The 19,660-nt window shown below is 36.2% G+C and carries 17 protein-coding genes; 13 read left to right on the top strand and 4 right to left on the bottom strand.

Going from position 1 to position 19,660, the window contains the following annotated elements; translation table 11 throughout:
- The first annotated feature begins 58 nt into the window (after window positions 1-58).
- The 7 genes from allD to Q5794_RS09745 all read left to right on the top strand — a co-directional run bounded on the left by allD (window position 59) and on the right by Q5794_RS09745 (window position 7,239).
- Entirely contained in the window at window positions 59-1,069 is a 1,011-nt protein-coding gene (allD, locus tag Q5794_RS09715) for an ureidoglycolate dehydrogenase (RefSeq protein ID WP_374989027.1), read from the top strand.
- A gap of 8 nt (window positions 1,070-1,077) precedes the next feature.
- Complete coding sequence (locus tag Q5794_RS09720; protein ID WP_374989028.1) at window positions 1,078-2,097, top strand: zinc-binding alcohol dehydrogenase family protein; 1,020 nt, start codon at window positions 1,078-1,080, stop codon at window positions 2,095-2,097.
- Window positions 2,098-2,107: 10 nt separating this feature from the next.
- Complete coding sequence (locus tag Q5794_RS09725) at window positions 2,108-2,746, top strand: bifunctional 2-keto-4-hydroxyglutarate aldolase/2-keto-3-deoxy-6-phosphogluconate aldolase (RefSeq protein ID WP_374989029.1); 639 nt, start codon at window positions 2,108-2,110, stop codon at window positions 2,744-2,746.
- Window positions 2,743-3,840, top strand: coding sequence for a mannonate dehydratase (uxuA, locus tag Q5794_RS09730; protein WP_374989030.1), 1,098 nt, complete (start codon window positions 2,743-2,745; stop codon window positions 3,838-3,840). Before Q5794_RS09725 ends, uxuA begins: the two co-directional genes overlap by 4 nt.
- Window positions 3,816-4,652 (top strand): SDR family oxidoreductase, encoded by an 837-nt coding sequence (locus Q5794_RS09735; protein WP_214987833.1) that lies wholly within the window; start codon window positions 3,816-3,818, stop codon window positions 4,650-4,652. Before uxuA ends, Q5794_RS09735 begins: the two co-directional genes overlap by 25 nt.
- Window positions 4,653-4,794: 142 nt before the next feature.
- On the top strand, window positions 4,795-5,796 hold the full coding sequence (locus tag Q5794_RS09740) for a LacI family DNA-binding transcriptional regulator (protein WP_214987836.1): 1,002 nt from the start codon (window positions 4,795-4,797) through the stop codon (window positions 5,794-5,796).
- Between the two features lie 159 nt (window positions 5,797-5,955).
- Window positions 5,956-7,239, top strand: coding sequence for an MFS transporter (locus Q5794_RS09745; protein WP_374989031.1), 1,284 nt, complete (start codon window positions 5,956-5,958; stop codon window positions 7,237-7,239).
- 66 nt (window positions 7,240-7,305) lie between these two features.
- Here Q5794_RS09745 and Q5794_RS09750 read toward each other — a convergent pair whose 3' ends face one another.
- Window positions 7,306-7,902 carry a helix-turn-helix domain-containing protein gene (locus Q5794_RS09750; RefSeq protein ID WP_374989032.1) on the bottom strand — a complete coding sequence of 199 codons (597 nt, stop codon included), beginning with the start codon at window positions 7,900-7,902 and terminating at the stop codon, window positions 7,306-7,308.
- On the bottom strand, window positions 7,896-8,171 hold the full coding sequence (locus tag Q5794_RS09755; protein ID WP_374989033.1) for an AraC family ligand binding domain-containing protein: 276 nt from the start codon (window positions 8,169-8,171) through the stop codon (window positions 7,896-7,898). Before Q5794_RS09755 ends, Q5794_RS09750 begins: the two co-directional genes overlap by 7 nt.
- Window positions 8,172-8,338: 167 nt before the next feature.
- Between Q5794_RS09755 and Q5794_RS09760 the strand changes: the two genes are divergently transcribed.
- The 3 genes from Q5794_RS09760 to Q5794_RS09770 are packed head-to-tail and all read left to right on the top strand — an operon-like array spanning window position 8,339 to window position 12,453.
- Window positions 8,339-9,844: a UxaA family hydrolase gene (locus Q5794_RS09760; RefSeq protein WP_214987843.1), complete on the top strand. Its 1,506-nt coding sequence runs from the start codon at window positions 8,339-8,341 to the stop codon at window positions 9,842-9,844.
- Window positions 9,845-9,894: 50 nt separating this feature from the next.
- A complete protein-coding gene (locus tag Q5794_RS09765) occupies window positions 9,895-10,908 on the top strand; it encodes a zinc-binding alcohol dehydrogenase family protein (protein ID WP_214987845.1) in 1,014 nt (337 codons plus the stop codon).
- Window positions 10,909-10,959: 51 nt separating this feature from the next.
- The gene (locus Q5794_RS09770) at window positions 10,960-12,453 is read left to right on the top strand and encodes a tagaturonate reductase (protein WP_214987846.1); all 1,494 of its coding nucleotides are present in this window, start codon (window positions 10,960-10,962) and stop codon (window positions 12,451-12,453) included.
- A gap of 85 nt (window positions 12,454-12,538) precedes the next feature.
- Here the strand turns inward: Q5794_RS09770 and Q5794_RS09775 are convergent, their stop codons facing one another.
- Complete coding sequence (locus tag Q5794_RS09775) at window positions 12,539-13,771, bottom strand: cytochrome P450 (RefSeq protein ID WP_374989034.1); 1,233 nt, start codon at window positions 13,769-13,771, stop codon at window positions 12,539-12,541.
- Between the two features lie 267 nt (window positions 13,772-14,038).
- Between Q5794_RS09775 and Q5794_RS09780 the strand changes: the two genes are divergently transcribed.
- Window positions 14,039-14,935 (top strand): TetR/AcrR family transcriptional regulator, encoded by an 897-nt coding sequence (locus Q5794_RS09780; RefSeq protein ID WP_374989035.1) that lies wholly within the window; start codon window positions 14,039-14,041, stop codon window positions 14,933-14,935.
- 267 nt (window positions 14,936-15,202) lie between these two features.
- Here the strand turns inward: Q5794_RS09780 and Q5794_RS09785 are convergent, their stop codons facing one another.
- Complete coding sequence (locus tag Q5794_RS09785; protein WP_311592646.1) at window positions 15,203-16,360, bottom strand: xylose repressor; 1,158 nt, start codon at window positions 16,358-16,360, stop codon at window positions 15,203-15,205.
- A 234-nt stretch (window positions 16,361-16,594) separates the two neighbouring features.
- Here Q5794_RS09785 and xylA point away from each other — a divergent pair, with 234 nt between their 5' ends.
- Window positions 16,595-17,932 (top strand): xylose isomerase, encoded by a 1,338-nt coding sequence (gene xylA, locus Q5794_RS09790; RefSeq protein ID WP_374989036.1) that lies wholly within the window; start codon window positions 16,595-16,597, stop codon window positions 17,930-17,932.
- Between the two features lie 58 nt (window positions 17,933-17,990).
- Window positions 17,991-19,493: a xylulokinase gene (gene xylB / locus Q5794_RS09795; RefSeq protein ID WP_374989037.1), complete on the top strand. Its 1,503-nt coding sequence runs from the start codon at window positions 17,991-17,993 to the stop codon at window positions 19,491-19,493.
- Window positions 19,494-19,660 lie beyond the last annotated feature (167 nt).

Genomic DNA, 19,660 nt, shown 5'->3' on the forward strand with positions numbered 1-19,660 from the left:
TAACTATTAAAATGATAAGTTGAATTCATCAAACTTTTTTATCATGTAGGGGGTAAAAATGTCCACAGTAACTGTACAAGTGGAAGAAGTTAAACAGCTAGTTATTAAAAAGTTAACTAAGGAAAAGGTAAACAAAGCGTATGCAGAACAAATCGCAGACGTATTGACTCACGCAGATTTGAGAAATGTAAATTCACATGGTGTATTAAGAACAGAGCACTACATAAATCGTTTGCGAGCGGGTGGAATTAATCCTGATGCTAACATTTCTTTTCGTTCTACGGGACCTGTAACTGGAATTGTTGACGGAGATGACGGGTTTGGTCATGTAATTGGCAACATTGCTGTTGATCATGCGATTAAGATGGCCGGTGAAAATGGAGTTGGCATGATTACTGTTATAAACAGCAGCCACTGCGGTGCATTAAGTTATTTTGTTCAAAAAGCAACAGAAGCCGAATTAATTGGAATGGCCATGACACACACCGATAAGATTGTTGTACCGTTTGGAGGAAAAGCATCTTTTCTTGGAACAAATCCAATTGCTTATGGTATACCTGCAAAAACAAAAAAGCCATTTATTCTTGATATGGCTACTTCCAATGTAGCTTTCGGAAAAATTCTTCAAGCCCGTAAAGAAGGAAAAGAAATTCCTGCAAGTTGGGGAGTAGATGAGAATGGCATTCCTGTAACAGATCCTAATAAGGTCGTTTCTCTTTCTACATTCGGCGGGCCTAAAGGGTACGGTTTATCTGTGATTGTAGATGTATTTTCTGGCTTACTAGCCGGAGCTGCATTTGGCCCTCACATTAGTAAAATGTACGGGGACCTTGATAAAAAAAGAAAGCTTGGTCACTATTTTTGTGTAATAAACCCTTCTTTCTTTACAGATAAAAATCACTTTTTAGAACAAATGGATCAAATGATAGAAGAGCTACAGCAAGTACCGCCCGCTCCAGCAACTGAACGTGTATATGTGCCGGGGGAAATTGAACAGTTACATGAAGAAAGAAACCTAGAACAAGGGATTACGATCGCCTCAAGCGTATACGAATTTCTAAAGGAGTAGGTGAAAAAATGAAAGTGGTTCAAATTAAACAAGCTCATAAACTCGTTATCCAAGAAACTGAAAGGCCAAAAATTTTAAATCCTACAGATGTTTTAGTTAAGACAAAACGAGTAGGAATTTGCGGATCTGATATGCATATCTATCATGGTACAAACCCTCTTGCTACTTTACCACGTGTCGTTGGTCATGAAGTAGCAGGAGAAGTTATGGAGATTGGTAAGAGAGTTACCGGTATCCAAATCGGTGATCATGTAGTTGTAGAACCCATTAATTACTGTGGGGAGTGCTACGCATGCCAAAAAAAGAGGCCGAACGTGTGTGAAAATCTATCTGTATTCGGTGTTCATGAAGATGGAGGCATGAGGGAATGGTTCGTACTTCCAGAGAAGCAGCTTCATGTTGTAGACTCAACTCTTCCCTGGGAAGAAATCGTATTGGCAGAACCTTACACTATAGGTGCCCAAGCTGTTTGGAGAGGTGAGGTAGAAAAAGGAGATACGGTACTCATTCAGGGAGCAGGACCTATTGGAATTTGTATATTAAAATTAGCCAAACTTCAAGGAGCAACTGTAATAATGACAGACTTAAGTGAAGAGCGATTAGGGTTTGCGAATGAAAATGGAGCTGATGTTACCGTTCATGCTGGGCGTGAAGACGTTCGAGACCGAGTTAAAGAATGGACGAATGGAAAAGGAGCAAACGTAGTAATTGATGCCGTGTGCTTACCAAATACATTTGAATTGTCCTTTGAAGTAGTATCGGCTGCAGGAAGTGTAGTCGTGCTTGGATTTGACGAAAGGCCTTCTGCTATCTCGCAGCTGCCTATTACTAAAAAAGAAATAACAGTAACAGGATCGCGATTGCAAACAAATCAATTTCCTAAAATTGTTCAACTATTAAATGAAAAGAAGCTTTGTCATAACGGTTTAATAACGCATCAATTTGCATTAGATGAAGTACAAGAGGCGTTTAATTTTGTAGAAGCACATCCAGAACAAGTTCGTAAAGCCATTATCGTATTTGACTAAGGAGGAAAAAATGAATAAATATTCAACTATTAACGCATTAACGAGTACAAAGGTGGTCGCTGTCATTCGCGGGAAAGATGCGAGTGAAGCAACTGAATTGTCTAAAGCGGCGGTAGAAGGCGGCATTAAAGCAATCGAGTTAACGTATACTACTCCTCAAATTGAAGATACATTTAGATCCTTAAAAGGGCTAGATGTGCTTTTAGGAGCAGGTTCTGTACTAGATTCAGAAACAGCTCGTCATGCTATTTTAAATGGTGCAAAATTTATTGTAAGTTCTCACTTTGTTGAAGATGTGGCTAAACTTTGTAATCGATACGGTATTCCTTATATCCCCGGATGTATGAGCATTCGAGAAATGGCTAGTGCTCTTGAACTAGGATGCGACAGTCTTAAACTATTTCCTGCAGGCCACTTTGATCCATCTTTTATTAAAGCTGTAAATGGTCCGCTACCTAACGTGAAAATCATGCCTACAGGCGGAATTAACTTAGATAACATGGAAGAATGGATAAACGCAGGTGCTGTAGCTATTGGCATTGGGAGTGATTTAAACAAAGCCTATCAAAATCGGGGGTATGAAGCTGTTGTTAAATTAAGTGAGAAATATATAGAAAAGTGTAGCGCACTAACGGAGGTGTTATCATGAATATTACTTTTAGATGGTATGGAAAAGGAAATGATACAGTTACTTTAGAACAGGTTAAACAAATTCCCGGTGTAAAAGGAATTGTTTGGGCATTGCATGAAAAGCCTGTAGGGGATGTATGGGAAATAGAAGAAATCCAAAAAGAAATCGAGTATATTCGATCATTTGGTTTTCATACGGATGTTGTTGAAAGCGTTAACGTTCACGAATCTATTAAATTAGGGAATGCAGAGCGAGAATTTTATATTGAGAACTATAAACAAACAATTCGTAATCTCGCAGAATTTGGGGTCAAAGTCATTTGTTATAACTTTATGCCAATCTTTGATTGGACTCGTACTGAAATGTTTCATCCTTTAGCGGATGGATCTACTGCCTTATTTTATGAAAAAGGAAAAGTAGAAAATATTGACCCTAAAGAGCTAATTCGTACTGTAACAGCAGCCTCAGATCTGACGTTACCTGGGTGGGAGCCTGAAAAACTGGATCACATTTCGGAGTTATTTGAGGCGTACAAAAAGATAAATGAAGATTTATTATGGGCGAATTTAGAATTTTTCCTTAGAGAAGTGTTACCTGTAGCAGAGGAATGTGGAATTAAATTAGCCATTCATCCGGATGATCCACCTTGGTCAATCTTTGGATTACCGCGTATTATTACAGGCGAAACAAGCTATGAAAAGTTGATGGCTATATCCGATTCACCATCTAACACATTCACTTTATGTACAGGATCAATGGGCGCTAATCCTAAAAATAATATGGTGGAGATTGCTAAAAAATATGCTTCCCGTTCGCCTTTTGCCCATGTTCGCAATGTAAAAATCTATGAGAATGGCGACTTTGTAGAGACTTCTCATTATACACAAGATGGATCCATCAACATTCAAGGTGTTGTAGAAGAATTAAGCAATCAAAACTATAGCGGTTACGTAAGACCTGATCATGGTCGTCATATTTGGGGAGAAGTTTGTCGCCCTGGCTACGGGTTATATGATCGAGCTTTAGGAATCATGTACTTACTTGGTCTATGGGATGCGCATCAAGTCCATAAGGTAGGGGAGAAAGAATGGGTTCAATTCACGAAAATTTAACTGGAAGAGTTGCTGTAATTACTGGGGGTAGCGGTGTTCTTTGTTCTAAAATGGCACAAGAGTTAGCGAGTCAAGGTATGAAAGTAGCTATCTTGAACAGAACTATCGATAAAGGAAGAGAAATAGTTAATGAGATCAAGGAATTAGGTGGAATAGCTATTTCTGTTAAGGCCGATGTATTAGATAGAGATTCTTTATTACATGCAAGAGAGGAAATTCTTAAAACATTTGGCCATATTGATTTACTTATTAACGGCGCCGGCGGGAACCATCCTGATGCTATTACAGAGGGAGAAAAGTATAGTGAAAAGGTGGAGGAAAAAACATTTTTTGATTTAGATGAAAATGGTTTTTCACAAGTGTTTTCTAGTAATTTCATAGGAACGTTTTTAGCTAGTCAAGTTTTTGGAAAAGCTTTATTAGAAGCAAGGTCTCCCGTTATTATTAACATTTCTTCTATGAGTTCATATGCACCGATGACCAAAGTACCGGCGTATAGTGCTGCTAAAGCTTCTATTAATAACTTTACCATGTGGATGGCTGTTCATTTTGCTGAAGCTGGTTTACGAGTAAACGCTATCGCTCCAGGATTCTTTTTAACAAAACAGAATCGAAATTTATTGCTTAATAATGATGGAAGCTTAACAGAAAGATCCAACAAAATTATTACTTCGACACCAATGAAGCGGTTTGGAAAACCAGAGGATTTACTAGGAACGCTACTTTGGCTTGCAGATGAAACGTATTCCGGCTTCGTTACGGGTATCACAGTACCAGTTGATGGAGGGTTCATGGCTTACGCGGGCGTTTAGACTATCACATTCCTTATCAAATGGAGCCGTAGAAATAAAAACTATCAACAAATAATTGTAAATATATTCCTAATACAATAAAATATTGTTTGATTACATGAATCTTGGATCAACTACTCTTTATAAGTTAGGGATGAATGTTATGGCCAAAGTAACTATTGCAGATGTAGCTAAACATGCTAAGGTATCCAAAAGTACAATCTCTCAATATTTGAACAAGCGATACGAACATATGAGTGAAAAGACCAGAAAAAAGATTGAAGAAGCAATTAAAGATTTAAACTATGAACCCAATATTTTAGCCCGTAGTTTAAAGCAAAAATCGACGTTTACAGTAGGAGTTGTTGTCGCCAATATACTCCATACGTTTTCAACTCAAATCATTCGTGCGATAGAGAACTATTTTTACAACCATGGATTCCATATTATTGTTTGTAACGCTGACGATGAGCCTGATAAAGAAAAAAATTATATTCAAATGTTAAAAGCAAAACAAGTAGATGGTATTATTATTTTCCCTACAGGGGGCAATCCAGACTTATATAAGCAAATGAAAAAAGAAAATTTTCCTATTGTGTTTATGGATCGAACCATTACAGAACCTGAAATTGCTACGGTCATGCTTGATAATCACTTAGCGGCTAAGCTGGCAATTGATCACTTTGTTGAAAAAGGATACAAAGATATTGCCATTGTAACTACCTCCATCATTCGAAATATTAGTCCGCGGGTCGAGAGAATTGAAGGGTATAAATCATCATTGTTATCACATGGAATAAGTCCCAATGAAAATTATATTAAAACAGCAGATATAGAAAAGATTTCAGAAGCGCTTTCTGAGCTATTCATTCTATCCCAGCCGCCTAAGGCAATTTTAGCAGGGAACGATATTGTTCTTAATGAAGTTCTGCAATATATAAAAAAAGAAAATTTAAGAATACCACAAGACCTAGCTGTTATTGGTATTGACGAGGTATCGTTTGCAAAGCTTTATACGCCAACGATTACAACTATTAAACAGCCTACCGTACAGATGGCGAATTTAGCAGCAGAGCTTCTTTTTAATCAAATTAATAAAACGGATAAAATCGATACCAGCATCCATCGTTTGAAACCAATTCTGCTTCTTGGAACTTCTTGTTAGAAACCATCAAGCAAAAAAGAAGTACTTTTTTGCTTGATTCTTAGTAAATCGATTTACTTTACAAAATGATCTTGATTGAAGAAAGAAATTATTTAGCTTTGCTTCATAATGATACCGCTTTCAATAGAAAGCAATGGCTTTACAAACAAGGGGGTATTTATGTTTTCAAAAGGGAAAGGTATTGTCATTTTATTTTTATTTTTAGCAGGAATTATTAATTACTTAGATCGTTCTGCATTATCAATTGCAGCTCCTTTTATTCAAGATGATTTATCTCTTACGCCCACTGAGATGGGAATTATTTTTAGTAGTTTCTCTGTAGGCTATGCAATTTTCAATTTTCTTGGAGGAATGGCTTCTGACAAATACGGTGCTAAGTTGACTCTTTTTGTAGCTATGATTGTGTGGTCAATATTTAGCGGTGCTCTGGTCATTGCTGTAGGCTTTGCAAGTATGATTGCTATTCGAGTTTTATTTGGGATGGGTGAAGGTCCACTCTCTGCTACAATAAGTAAAATGGTAAATAACTGGTTTCCATCAAGTAATCGTGCGACTGTTATTGGTTTGACTAACAGCGGTACACCTCTTGGAGGCGCTATCTCTGGTCCAATTGTTGGTTTTATTGCAATTGCATATGGCTGGAAAGTTTCCTTTATTGCCATTATGTTAATTGGGATTATTTGGGCTGTTTGCTGGTGGGAATTTGTTAAAGAAAAACCTTCGGATACATCAGAAGAGCTAAAAACGCAAGAACTTCCTGTAGCAACAGAAAGTAAATTGAAGCTAACTTTTTACTTAAAACATAGAACTGTGTTATTCACAGCATTTGCATTTTTTGCTTACAACTACATTTTGTTCTTTTTCCTAACTTGGTTTCCAAGTTACTTAGTAGATGCGCGTGGCCTGAGTGTAAAAGAGATGAGTATTACTACCGTCATTCCTTGGATTCTCGGTTTTATAGGCCTTGCTCTAGGAGGCTTCGTATCAGATTTCTTCTCCAAAAAATTCGCTCAAAAAGGAGTGCTGTTTTCGCGTAAACTGGTACTTGTCACATGTTTGTTTTTATCAGCCGTTTGCATAGGTGTAGCAGGCCTTGTAACAACTACAGTCAGTGCGGTCACACTCGTTGCCCTTTCCGTGTTCTTTCTGTATTTAACAGGAGCTATTTACTGGGCAATCGTTAACGATGTAGTAGACAAAAATAACGTTGGATCCGTAGGAGGGTTCATGCACTTCTTGGCTAATACAGCAGGAATCATTGGGCCTACATTAACCGGTTTCCTTGTTGAGAGATCAGGAACTTACACTGCTGCCTTTTTACTTGCGGGAGGACTAGCAGTATTTGCCTCACTTGCGGTTATTCGATTTGTACGTCCAATTGTAAAACCAGCATCACAACTTGTACCAAAAGATGTTAATTTAACTTCTAAGACAGGGCTATAGAATTAGGTAAAAGAGTACAAGCACATCGTCACTTATTTGCTTGTACTCTTTTTTACATTACTTTGTTTATATGTTGCTTATATCATTTTTCTTTCTATAGGAGGCTGGAGTTGTATTCATATATTTTTTAAACATTCGATAAAAATGAGGATTACTTTCAAATCCACACATTTCAGCGATGTGAGAAATTGTATAATCGGTTTCTAGTAAAAGGTCTTTCGATTTAATAATTCGCTTTGTGTTGATATAGACAGTTAATCCTATCCCTGTTGTTTCTTTAAAAACCCTGCTGAAGTGAGAAGGACTGACTAAACATTTATCTGCAAGAGTTGTCAATGAGAGAGGTTCATGTAGATGTTCGTTTATATAAAGCAAAATGTCTGCAATCCAATCTACCTTATACGTATTATCTTTTATTCTTTCCTTGCTTTTGGTGTGAGTACGATATAACTCTAGCATTATTTGATGAATAATTAGTAAGACATAATGCTTAGAACCCGGTTCTTCGTTAGTTACTTCCTCATAAAGTTGTATAAGAAATTTTTCAATTTGCTGTTTTTCCTCGGGGTGCAGCGAAATTTTATAGTTTTTACTCTTTTTTACTACATCAAACACACTAAAATAAGAAAAAGAATCGTTAATTAAATCTTTATAGATTAACATAGGGCTAAAAAAAGAACAGTAGACGTTACAGGGGTTTCTTTATCTGGCATTGCTCGGTGAATTGTATTATTAGGAATTAAAAAAACATCTCCTTGATTCATTTCATGAAAAATATCACCTATAAAAAAAGTTCCGTTCCCTCCATAAACGTACACAATCTCATAATAATCATGCATATGGTTAGATAATTCTTTTTGAGGACTCTTCGTATCCTTATAGACAAATAAAAATGGAAAATTGCTGTGTAATTCATTTTTTAAGTTACTCATGAAATCCCTCTCCTCTTTTTACTAATTTATATCAAAAAACAGTATAAATACAGCAAAAATCGCAATTTTTATCCCAAATATTGATGATACTATATAAATATATTCGTAAAATGAAAACGTTATCTTTTTTAAAAGCATCTAAATAAGAGGAAAATGGAGGGTGAAAAATGAGTAAGGTTATTCAATTACATTCAAAAGACAGTGTTGTCATTTCTATAAATGAGATTGTCAAAGGTGAAGTTATAAACGTACAAGGCGAGGGTCAAAACAGCATTGAAATTCCTATTCGTACTGATATTCCTAGAGGTCATAAAATTTTAGTGAAGCCTTGTAAAAAAGGTGAGGACATCTTTAAATATGGATACTCAATCGGAAAAGCTAAAAAAGATTTAGAAGAAGGAGAGTGGATTCATACTCATAATTTACAATCCGGATTAAGTGGTATTTTACATTACGAGTACCAGCCAATTACTCAACCAAATATTCCAAAAGCCTTGAATTATACGTTTCAAGGGTATATTCGTGAAAATGGCGAAGTCGGAATTCGTAATGAAATTTGGATTATTAATACGGTTGGGTGCATTAATAAAACATGTGAATTTTTAGCTAAAATGGCGACTGAACAGTTCAGAGATGAAAGAGTGGATGGAATTTATCATTTTCCTCATCCATATGGCTGCTCGCAATTAGGAGATGATCTGACAAATACACAAAAGCTTTTAGCTGCTTTAACTCAGCATCCAAATGCTGCGGGTATCCTAGTCGTTGGATTAGGTTGTGAAAATAATCAAATTGAAGCGTTTAAAGAGGTTATCGGTGAATATGCGACAGATCGTATTAAATTCCTTAAAGCACAAGAAGTTGAAGACGAATTAGAAAAAGGAATATCCCTTATTTCGGAGTTAGTAGCCCATGCTAATCAATATGAACGCCAACCTATTCCTCTTTCAAAACTAAAAATAGGTTTGAAGTGTGGAGGATCAGATGGTTTCTCAGGCATTACAGCGAACCCGTTAGTTGGAGCAGTTTCTGATATAGTCGTTGCTAGTGGCGGAACAGCTATTTTAACAGAAGTACCAGAAATGTTTGGTGCGGAAACGATTCTAATGAGCCGGGCTAAGAATGAAGAAACGTTTAATAAAATTACAAACCTAGTTAATAATTTTAAAGAATATTTTATTCGGCACAATCAAGAAATTTATGAAAATCCATCTCCAGGAAATAAAGACGGTGGAATTAGCACTCTAGAGGAAAAATCTCTTGGTTGTACACAAAAAGGAGGGCATTCTAGAGTTGAAGATGTTGTTCCATATGGTGAGAGGGTAAGCAAATCAGGATTGAACCTAGTAGATGCCCCTGGAAATGATTTGATTTCCGTAACAGCATTAGCTGCAGCGGGTGCTCATATTGTATTGTTTACAACCGGGAGAGGTACACCATTTGGAGGTCCTGTACCTACAGTGAAGATATCTACAAACTCCGAGTTAGCATATCGTAAAAAACATTGGATTGATTACAATGCAGGGAGACTAATTGAAAATCAAACCATAGATGAGCTAAAGCATGATTTATTGCAATATATTTTGAATGTTGCTTCAGGTCAAACTCACACAAATAATGAACGTTTAGGCTTTCGAGAAATTAGTATTTTTAAAGAAGGCGTTATTCTCTGATATGTGTTTATTGAATAAAAAAATTTCAAATTGAAATGGAGAGATAAAGTATGAAAAGCATTGTATGTGAACAGCCCAACCAGTTGAAAAAAGTGGAAAGTAAAAGGCCTTTCCCCCAAGCAGGAGAAGCATTAGTTCGTATTCAACGTATTGGGATATGCGGTACAGACATTCATGCCTATGGAGGAAACCAGCCCTTTTTCACTTACCCTCGTGTACTCGGTCATGAATTATCAGGATACATTGAATTTATTCCTCACAATGAGTTGGGATTAAAAGCTGGTGACCAAGTCTCTATTATCCCTTATATGGAATGTGGAAAATGCATTGCTTGTAGAAATGGAAAAACAAATTGCTGTACAGATATGAAAGTATTAGGTGTACATATTGAAGGAGGAATGAGTGAGTGGATTACGGTTCCTTATACGCATTTAGTGAGAACTAAGGGACTAACACTTGATCAAGCTGCAATGGTGGAACCATTAAGTATAGGAGCTCATGCAGTTAGACGCGCTGAGATTCAGCAAGGAGAGTTTGTCTTAGTCATTGGTGCTGGCCCTATTGGTTTAGGGGTGATGGCATTTGCTAAAGACCGAGGAGCAAAGGTCATAGCAATGGATGTAAATAACGAACGCTTAGAGTTTGCTAATGAATGGGCTAAAGTGGATTATACGTTAAATGTTCTTAATAATCCATTTGATAAATTAGTAGAGTTAACAAAGGGAGAGATGCCAACAACAGTATTTGATGCGACGGGTAATGCTAAATCAATGACAGAGGCATTTAACTATTCGGCTCATGGCGGAAAATTAATATACGTAGGTCTAGTGAAAGCAGACATCTCATTTAACGATCCAGAATTCCATAAAAAGGAGCTGACGCTGATGGGAAGCAGGAATGCTACGTTAGAAGATTTTCATTATGTAGTAGACACTCTTAAACGCAAGAAAGTAGATTTAAATCGTTATATTACCCATCGAGCACAGTTTGATCAATTAATTGAACAGTTTGAAGACTGGTTAAATCCTGAATCAAATGTGATTAAAGCTATTGTAGAAATATAATCAATTACTATAAAAAACTAAGCACTTAATCATACAAAGGAGGAATCTACCTTGAATAATTCACAAAATACCTTAAATCCACTTAATAAAAAGATCACTCCTATTCAAGATAACTCTGCCGGCTTCGAATATCCTGTAAGAGTGTTACAGATTGGGGAAGGAAATTTTCTGCGTGGCTTCTGTGACTGGATGATTCATCAATGTAACAAGAAAGGTTATTTTCAAGGAAGTATTGCTGTTACGCAGCCTCGACCTGCGGGCAAAGAGAAAATAGACAAATTGAAGGAGCAAGATGGCCTCTATACCTTGCTTACACGTGGAGTGGAAAATGGAGATACGGTTACGTCTAGTGAAGTAATTTCTGTTTTCTCCCAAGTCATTAACCCATACGAAGAGTGGAATACCTTCCTACAATTAGCAGAAAACCCTACATTGGAATTTGTAATCTCTAATACTACAGAAGCGGGACTTAACTATCAGCCAACTTTATTAGAAGAAGGTGTCCCAATTCAATCATTTCCAGGAAAATTAACACTCTTTTTGTACCATCGCTATTTGCATTTCAGTGGAAATACAGAAAAAGGGTTGACTATGCTTCCATGTGAACTTGTTGAAAGAAATGGAGATACCTTAAAAGAATGCGTGCTCCGTTATAGTAAAGAGTGGGAGTTACCTGAAGCATTTATAAAATGGATAAAAGAACATAATTTATTCCTTAATTCGTTGGTAGATCGAATAGTCACAGGCTTTCCTAAGGCAGAAGCAGATTCTTTATTTACAGAATGGGGATATAAGGATTCCTTACTGAATACAGCGGAACCTTATCATTTTTGGGCTATAGAAGGAAACAGTGAATTAGATCATCGCCTTCCTTTTAAAAAATCCGGTTTAAATGTGCATTGGGTAGAGGATTTAGGTCCTTACCAAACACGAAAAGTCCGTATCTTAAATGGGGCTCATACACTTATGGTACTAAATGGGATTTTGTCAGGAGTGGAAACAGTAAAAGAATTTATGGACAACTCCAATTTTAAACACTTTCTGCATGAAGTAATAAAAAAAGAAGTTATTCCTTCTATCCAAGGTAATTTTAATGAAAATATAGTATACGCAGAAGAGGTATTTGAACGATTCACCAATCCATTTATTCATCATCGTCTTGCTGATATTTCATTAAACAGCTTATCAAAATTTAAACATCGTCTACTGCCTACTTTAAAAAGCTACGTCGACCTAAACAGAGCACTTCCACTTGGAATCGTTCAAGCCTTTGCGGTGCTTATTCGTTTTTATAAAATAGAAAAGCTTAAAAGCACTTGGACAGGAGAAGATTTTAAGGGCTCCCCATATATATTAAAAGATGAAGAATATGTTTTAGAATTTTATAGAGACCAGTGGTTGAAATATCAAAAAAACCGGATGTCTCTCTTGCAACTTGTTGAAAATATCCTAGGGAATAAAGATTTTTGGGATGAGGATTTAAATCATATAAAAGGCCTCTCAAACTTGGTACATAAATACTTAAATGAAATAATAAAATCCTGATAAATAACGGAATAACAAAAAAGAGAAACGTGAGGGAGATGATAAACCTCTTTCACGGCTCTCTTTTTTGTCATGTACATAGCCTTTATCTGTACACCTTCATTGGCAAATATGTTAAAGATTGACCGGTAGCTGAAGCTGTTAAATTCGATTCTAATTCAAAATCTTCAAATGGTTCGATATGAGAAAAGGCCTCTAAAAATGCTTCTAATATGATTGTCATTTCAAGTCGAGCAAGAGGGGCGCCCAAACAAAAATGAGGTCCGTTTCCGAATGTTAAGTGCTTTTTATTAGTTGGACGGTGAATGTCTACAGAAAAAGGGTTTTTAAACATATTTTCATCCATATTACATGCACTCATCCACGCAATAACGACATCTCCTTTTTTTAGCTTAACGCCTAATAAATCGTTATCTTGTTTAACTGTCCGATCTCGTCTGGAGATGTGAAACCGATATCGAAGCATTTCTTCTACTGCTTTTGGAGCTAATTCTCTATTGTTTCTCAGCTCGCTGTATAACGACTCGTCGTCATATAAAAAAGAATAAAACATATTTGCAATGGCGTGACTTGTGGTTTCAACTCCTGCACCTAAAAGCAGCATGGTAGCGTGTACAATTTCTTCATTTGTGAATGTTTCACCATCAACTTCGGCTTGAATTAAGTCTGAGATAATATCATCAGAAAGGTTGTAGCGCTTTTCAATGACAATCGGGTAGAGGTATTGAAAATATTCAGCTCCTGCACGTTGCTTTTCTTGTTCAATCTCTTCTAATCTTTCTTGGTCATAAGGCTGAAACAGAATATCTACCCATTTTTTGAACTGATATCGGTCTTTTACCGGTACACCGAATAGATCTGCTATAACTAAACTAGGAAAAGGAGAAGATAAATCGTCAACAATATTAATAGTTGAATTCTTTTGTATCGCTTCTACAAGGTCTGCTGCAATTTGTTTGATTCGCGGTTCCCAGTTCTTTAAACTGCGAGGGGTAAAGGCTGCAGCAAGCAAAGATCGCGCTTTCCGGTGGTCAGGAGGATCTAAGTTTGTAAGATTGGTAATTGGAGATGTGCTTTTTTTCTTACTATTATCTCCCACAAAAATAGTGGTTCTTTGTCCATCGCTTGAAAAAAATTCGTAGTTGCTCAAGACTTGTTTAACATGGTCGTATTGGAATACATTCCATGTGTTTGTTTCTTCATGAAAATAAACAGGGTGGTTGTTCAGCATTTCTTTATACCATTGGATAGGGAAAAACTCTTCTGCACGTGATTGGAATTTTGGAATTTCTGTAACGGGAATGACTTCTTTGTTCATATGATCTTATTCCTCCTTCAGAATAGGTATAAATTTGGAATCTACTAGCTACATAGCGCTTAGTAGTTGTTACTTGCTAGATAAATAATTACTTTGTTGAATTAACGTATACTATTAGTACATTTTTATACTAATTGTATAAAAATGTACTAATAGTATATAATTATTTTTAGCTGTTTATCAAGGGAAAAGGATAAAATTCACGTAGGAAAAGGCAGATAAGTTATACTAAATAAAAAGTAAATTGTAAACAGAGGAGTAGCAGCAATGAATCAAAAACAGCTCGATATTTTAGGGCATACGCACCAGCTTTTTATGGAAAAAGGATACGTAGACACTTCGGTACAAGATATATTAGAAAGAAGCGGTATTTCAAAAGGAACATTTTATAAATATTTTTCATCTAAAAGCGAACTGCTTCTCTCATTACTTTCGTCTTTGCAAGAATCACTTATTCTACAAAGAGAAAAAGTAGCCATTGAATATAAAGGAGATAATCAGAAGGTATTTGAAGAACAGATAATTTTTATGCTGAACTTTGCAGAGCAAAACAAAATTCCTGAAATTATTGAAAGTACACTCGTTTTAAATGAAGTTAAAACATTTCGATATATAGAGGAGTTAAAAGCAGCAACATTCACCTGGATATATGAACGTTTGCAGCAGATTTTCCCGTCTAAGACTTCTCCTTATTTATTTGATGGAGCTGTGCTGCTAGAAGGAATGCTTAACAATATATTTAAAATGAATAAAGCACTAAACTATCCATTGCCTATCGAACAAATTGTCACTTATTGTATGAAGCGTACAGAGGAAATCGTAATCGAAGTAGCAGAACAAAAAGAACAGTTATTTAATCCTTCCGTTTACTCTGTGGTATTTAATGAGAAAACAGAAAGTCATTTTTCGACTGAGCTTATGCGCGTAACCGCGAAGTTAAAACGGGTGATTGAAAATAAACTAACAAATGAAGAGGAACAAAAGAAGAGTCTGGAATTTGTGACGTTTATATCTGATGAATTACTGCAAAATGATACGGAGCCTCGCACATTTATTATTCAGAGCTCTCTTTTATCGCTAGAGAAAATCAATACTCTCGCACAGACCAAAGAGTTAGAGGAATATAAGGAAGTCATAACTACTCTTACAAGACATGCTTCATAATTTGAAAAGCAGGTAAACTAACCCAAAAGGCAAGACTCTCCGTAGTTTAGAAAAGAGCAGGTTGCCAATAACATATAAACAGCCAGTTGCCGTTATGATAGGTGACTGGCTGCATGGGATGAAAAAGGTGAGGGTGGAGACAGACATAACACTCTTATTAGAAGAGGGTTATTCTTTCCCTTAGATAGAAAATCAATTAATCGAAAATAGCTGTTTCATTCTTAAGATCAAACGTGATATAGTTTGCTAACTTTTGCGTTCACTTAACTAACTTATAGGGGCAACACTTAAAAAAGAATCAATAACGATAGAAACCGCTCCTAAAGCAGGTGCATTTTTTCCTAACGAAGAAGGCAATAGTTCACATTTATTGTCTAAATGAGAATGGACTCTAGAAGAAACTTCGTTTTTAATCGTATTTAAAACAATGGGATGAGATTCAATTATATGATTTCTCAAGATAACAGCTTCTACATCAAATGTATTAAGAATATTGGTTAATCCAATTCCGATATAAAAGCCAAAGTTTTGAAGTGCATTTAACATTTCTACATCATTTTTATTTGCGCGTTCCACAATCTCTTTTCGAGAAATATTCTTTTCTTCTTTAGAAAGCGAAACCAGTAACGCTTTTTCAGAAGCATATAATTCCCAACAGCCTCGATTTCCACAGCTGCATTTGGGTCCATTAAAATCTATCGTCATATGACCCATTTCCCCAGAAAAACCCTGAACACCTTTATATAATTCGTTGTTAATAACAAGTCCAGTTCCAATTCCGACATTAATACTGATGTAAACGATGTTTTCGTAGTTTTTTGTCATACCAAATACTTTTTCACCGTATGCTCCTGCATTAGCTTCATTTTCAACAAAAACCGGAACATTAAACTCACTCTCAATTAAAAACTGCAAATCTTTGATATTCCAATTTAAGTTAGGCATAAAAATAATTTGGTGATGACGATCTACAAGACCTGGAACACAAATTCCTATTCCCACTAGACCATAAGGGGACTCAGGCATATGGGTTACAAAACCATGAATAAGTCCAAATAAAATCTCTTTTACTTCACTAGCAGAAGAACTAGATAAGTCAGAAGTCTTCTCGAGAATAATATTTCCTTCTAAGTCGGTTAGAATTCCGTTAAGATAGTCGACTCCTATATCGATACCGATCGAGTAGCCTGCATTCTTATTAAAAACAAGCATTACAGGTCTTCTGCCGCCTCTGGATTGCCCTGCCCCAATTTCAAAAATAAAATCTTTTTCAAGCAGTGTATTTACTTGAGAGGAGACAGTAGACTTGTTTAATCCTGTAATCTCAGAGAGAGTTGCCCTGGAGATAGGGGAGTTCTTTAAAATTTCATCTAATATTAATTTTTGATTCATTTTTTTTACTAAAGCTTGATCTGCAATTTGAATAATAACCACTCCTTTGTTTATCTATCGAACTAAGTTGGTTTTTTATGAAGCTTGAATTAGATAATTGAAAGTATCATACCTAATATTATAACTAAATTTTCTAAAAAAAACATTGAAATAAACATTTATTTTGTATATGATGAAATAAAGTTAGTTTATTGGATAAACAAACTAACCGAATTAAGATAGTTAATGGATAAACTTGTTCACTTAAATCGAAGGGGGAAATGACAAATGGTCCAAACTAGTACTAATAAAATTAATTTTCTTGAAAGCGTAAACAAAGTTTTATACGAAGGTAAAGATTCTAAAAATCCTTTAGCTTTTAAATACTATAACCCTGAAGAAGTAGTAGGCGGTAAAACGATGAAAGATCAGCTGCGTTTTTCTGTTGCTTACTGGCACACGTTTACAGCAGATGGTACGGATCCTTTTGGTGCAGCTACTATGCAAAGATCCTGGGATAGATATGATGGAATGGATTTAGCAAAAGCGAGAGTTGAAGCAGCTTTTCAACTTTTTGAAACATTAAATGTTCCATTCTTTGCATTTCATGATCGAGACATTGCTCCTGAGGGGAGTACGTTGCAAGAAACAAATAAAAATCTTGATGTTATAGTCACTATGATCAAAGAATACATGCAAACAAGTAACGTAAAGTTATTATGGAACACAGCGAATATGTTTACAAATCCCCGGTTCGTTCATGGTGCAGCTACTTCTTGTAATGCAGATGTATTTGCTTATGCGGCGGCTCAAGTAAAAAAGGGGCTTGAAACAGCAAAAGAACTAGGCGCAGAAAATTATGTATTCTGGGGCGGCCGTGAGGGATATGAAACACTGCTTAACACAAATTTACAGTTAGAGTTAGATAACTTAGCCAGATTTATGCATATGGCTGTAGATTACGCAACCGAAATTGGATATACGGGGCAGTTTTTAATTGAACCTAAACCTAAAGAGCCTACGACACATCAGTATGATACCGATGCAGCAACAACTATTTCATTTTTAAGACAATACGGATTAGATAAATACTTCAAACTTAATCTAGAAGCTAACCACGCAACGTTAGCTGGGCATACATTTGAACACGAATTACGAGTAGCTAGAGTACAAGGCTTCTTAGGATCAGTGGATGCAAACCAAGGTGACCCTCTTTTAGGCTGGGATACAGATGAATTCCCAACGGATTTATATTCTACAACGCTAGCAATGTATGAAATCCTGCAAAATGGAGGGCTGGGCAGCGGAGGATTAAACTTTGATGCCAAAGTACGCAGAGGTTCTTTTGAACAAGACGATTTACTCTATGCTCATGTAGCAGGAATGGATGCGTTTGCTCGAGGATTGAAAGTAGCACATAAATTAGTAGAAGATCGTGTTTTCGAAAATGTTATCAACGAGCGCTACAGCAGCTTTAAAGAGGGAATTGGGCTTGAGATTGTGGAAGGAAAAGCTAACTTCCATACACTGGAGCAGTATGCGTTTAAAAATTCGAATATTGTGAATAAATCAGGAAGACAAGAACGATTAAAGGCCATTTTAAATCAATATATTTTGGAAGTTTAAAGGACAAACGAGAGTAGAAACAATTTCTACTCTCGTTTATAAACGCGGAGGTATCAAGATGAAATATGTAATTGGAATTGATCTAGGAACAAGCGCCGTAAAAACGGTTTTAGTTGATACAAAAGGCGAGATTTGCGCTGTAGTTTCTAAAAATTATCCTCTCCTTCATGAAAAAACAGGGTATAGCGAACAGAATCCAGAAGAATGGGTTCAGCAGACGGCTAGTGCTTTAAATGAATTAATTGCTAACGCTAATATAAAACCCGAAGATATAGAAGGAATTAGTTATTCTGGACAGATGCATGGCCTTGTGCTGCTGGATAAAAACTATAACCTATTACGTAACGCCATTTTGTGGAATGACACAAGAACAACAGAACAATGTCATCATCTCTATAAAGTGATTGGAGAAAAACGTCTTTTAGAAATAACAAAAAACCAGGCTTTAGAAGGATTTACTCTTCCTAAGTTATTGTGGGTAAAAGAGTATGAACCGGAGATATTTGAAAAAACAGCTGTATTTATGTTGCCCAAAGACTATTTGCGTTTTAAGATGACTGGCTTTATTCATAGTGAATATTCAGACGCTGCCGGTACATTATTATTAAACATTAGCAAGAAAAAATGGGATGGTGAGCTTTTCCAATTAGTAGGAGTCAATATTAACCTTTGTCCGCCACTAGTCGAATCTAGTGAATGCATAGGCAATATTAGTGAATCGTTCTCTCAAAAAACGGGATTAGCTACTTCAACAAAAGTATTTGCAGGTGGAGCTGATAATGCTTGCGGAGCAATTGGCGCCGGCATTTTATCGCCAGGGGAAACACTATGTAGCATTGGAACATCGGGTGTTGTTCTTTCTTATGAGGAACGAAGCGATAGAGACTTTAATGGAAAAGTCCATTATTTTAATCATGGAAAAGAAAATGCCTTTTATACGATGGGCGTTACGCTATCTGCGGGTCACAGTTTAAGCTGGTTTAAGGAAAATTTCGCAGAAAACGACACGTTTGAAGAATTGTTGGCTGACCTAAAAAATGTACCAATTGGCTCAAACGGCCTTTTATTTACCCCTTACTTAGTTGGGGAGCGTACACCGCATGCAGATGCTACGATTCGCGGAAGTTTTATAGGAATGGACGCCTCTCATAAAAAGAGAGACTTTACGCGAGCAGTTATTGAAGGTATTACATTTTCATTATGTGAATCAATTGAAATCTTTCGAGAAAGCGGAAAGGAAATTACGTCTATTGTATCAATTGGCGGAGGAGCAAAAAATGATCATTGGCTTCAAATTCAAGCAGACGTTTTTAATGCAAAAATCGTAAAGTTGTCTACTGAACAAGGCCCGGCGTTAGGAGCAGCCATGCTAGCAGCTTATGGCTGTGGCTGGTATAACTCATTGGAAGAGTGCGCAAACGTATTTATTACGTCTTCAAAAACATATTATCCTAACGCAGAACATGTACAAGTCTATAAACAGCTTTATGAATTATATAAAGAAGTCTACCTTCAAACAAACGACTTAAGTAAAAAGCTAGGCGAATTTAAAAAGAAGTAATAGGTTGCAAAACATGCAACCTTACTTTAAAAAGGAGCTTTATATGAAAGTAGCTTGTATCAATTGATTATGGTTGTATATCGATATACCTGACACAAAAGGAAGTATAGAAAATGCTGTAGTAAGATTTGATTCAATAGAAAAATACGTACATTAGAGGGGAGGAT

This window comes from Priestia megaterium, assembly GCF_041941685.1.
GTDB lineage: Bacteria > Bacillota > Bacilli > Bacillales > Bacillaceae_H > Priestia > Priestia megaterium_C.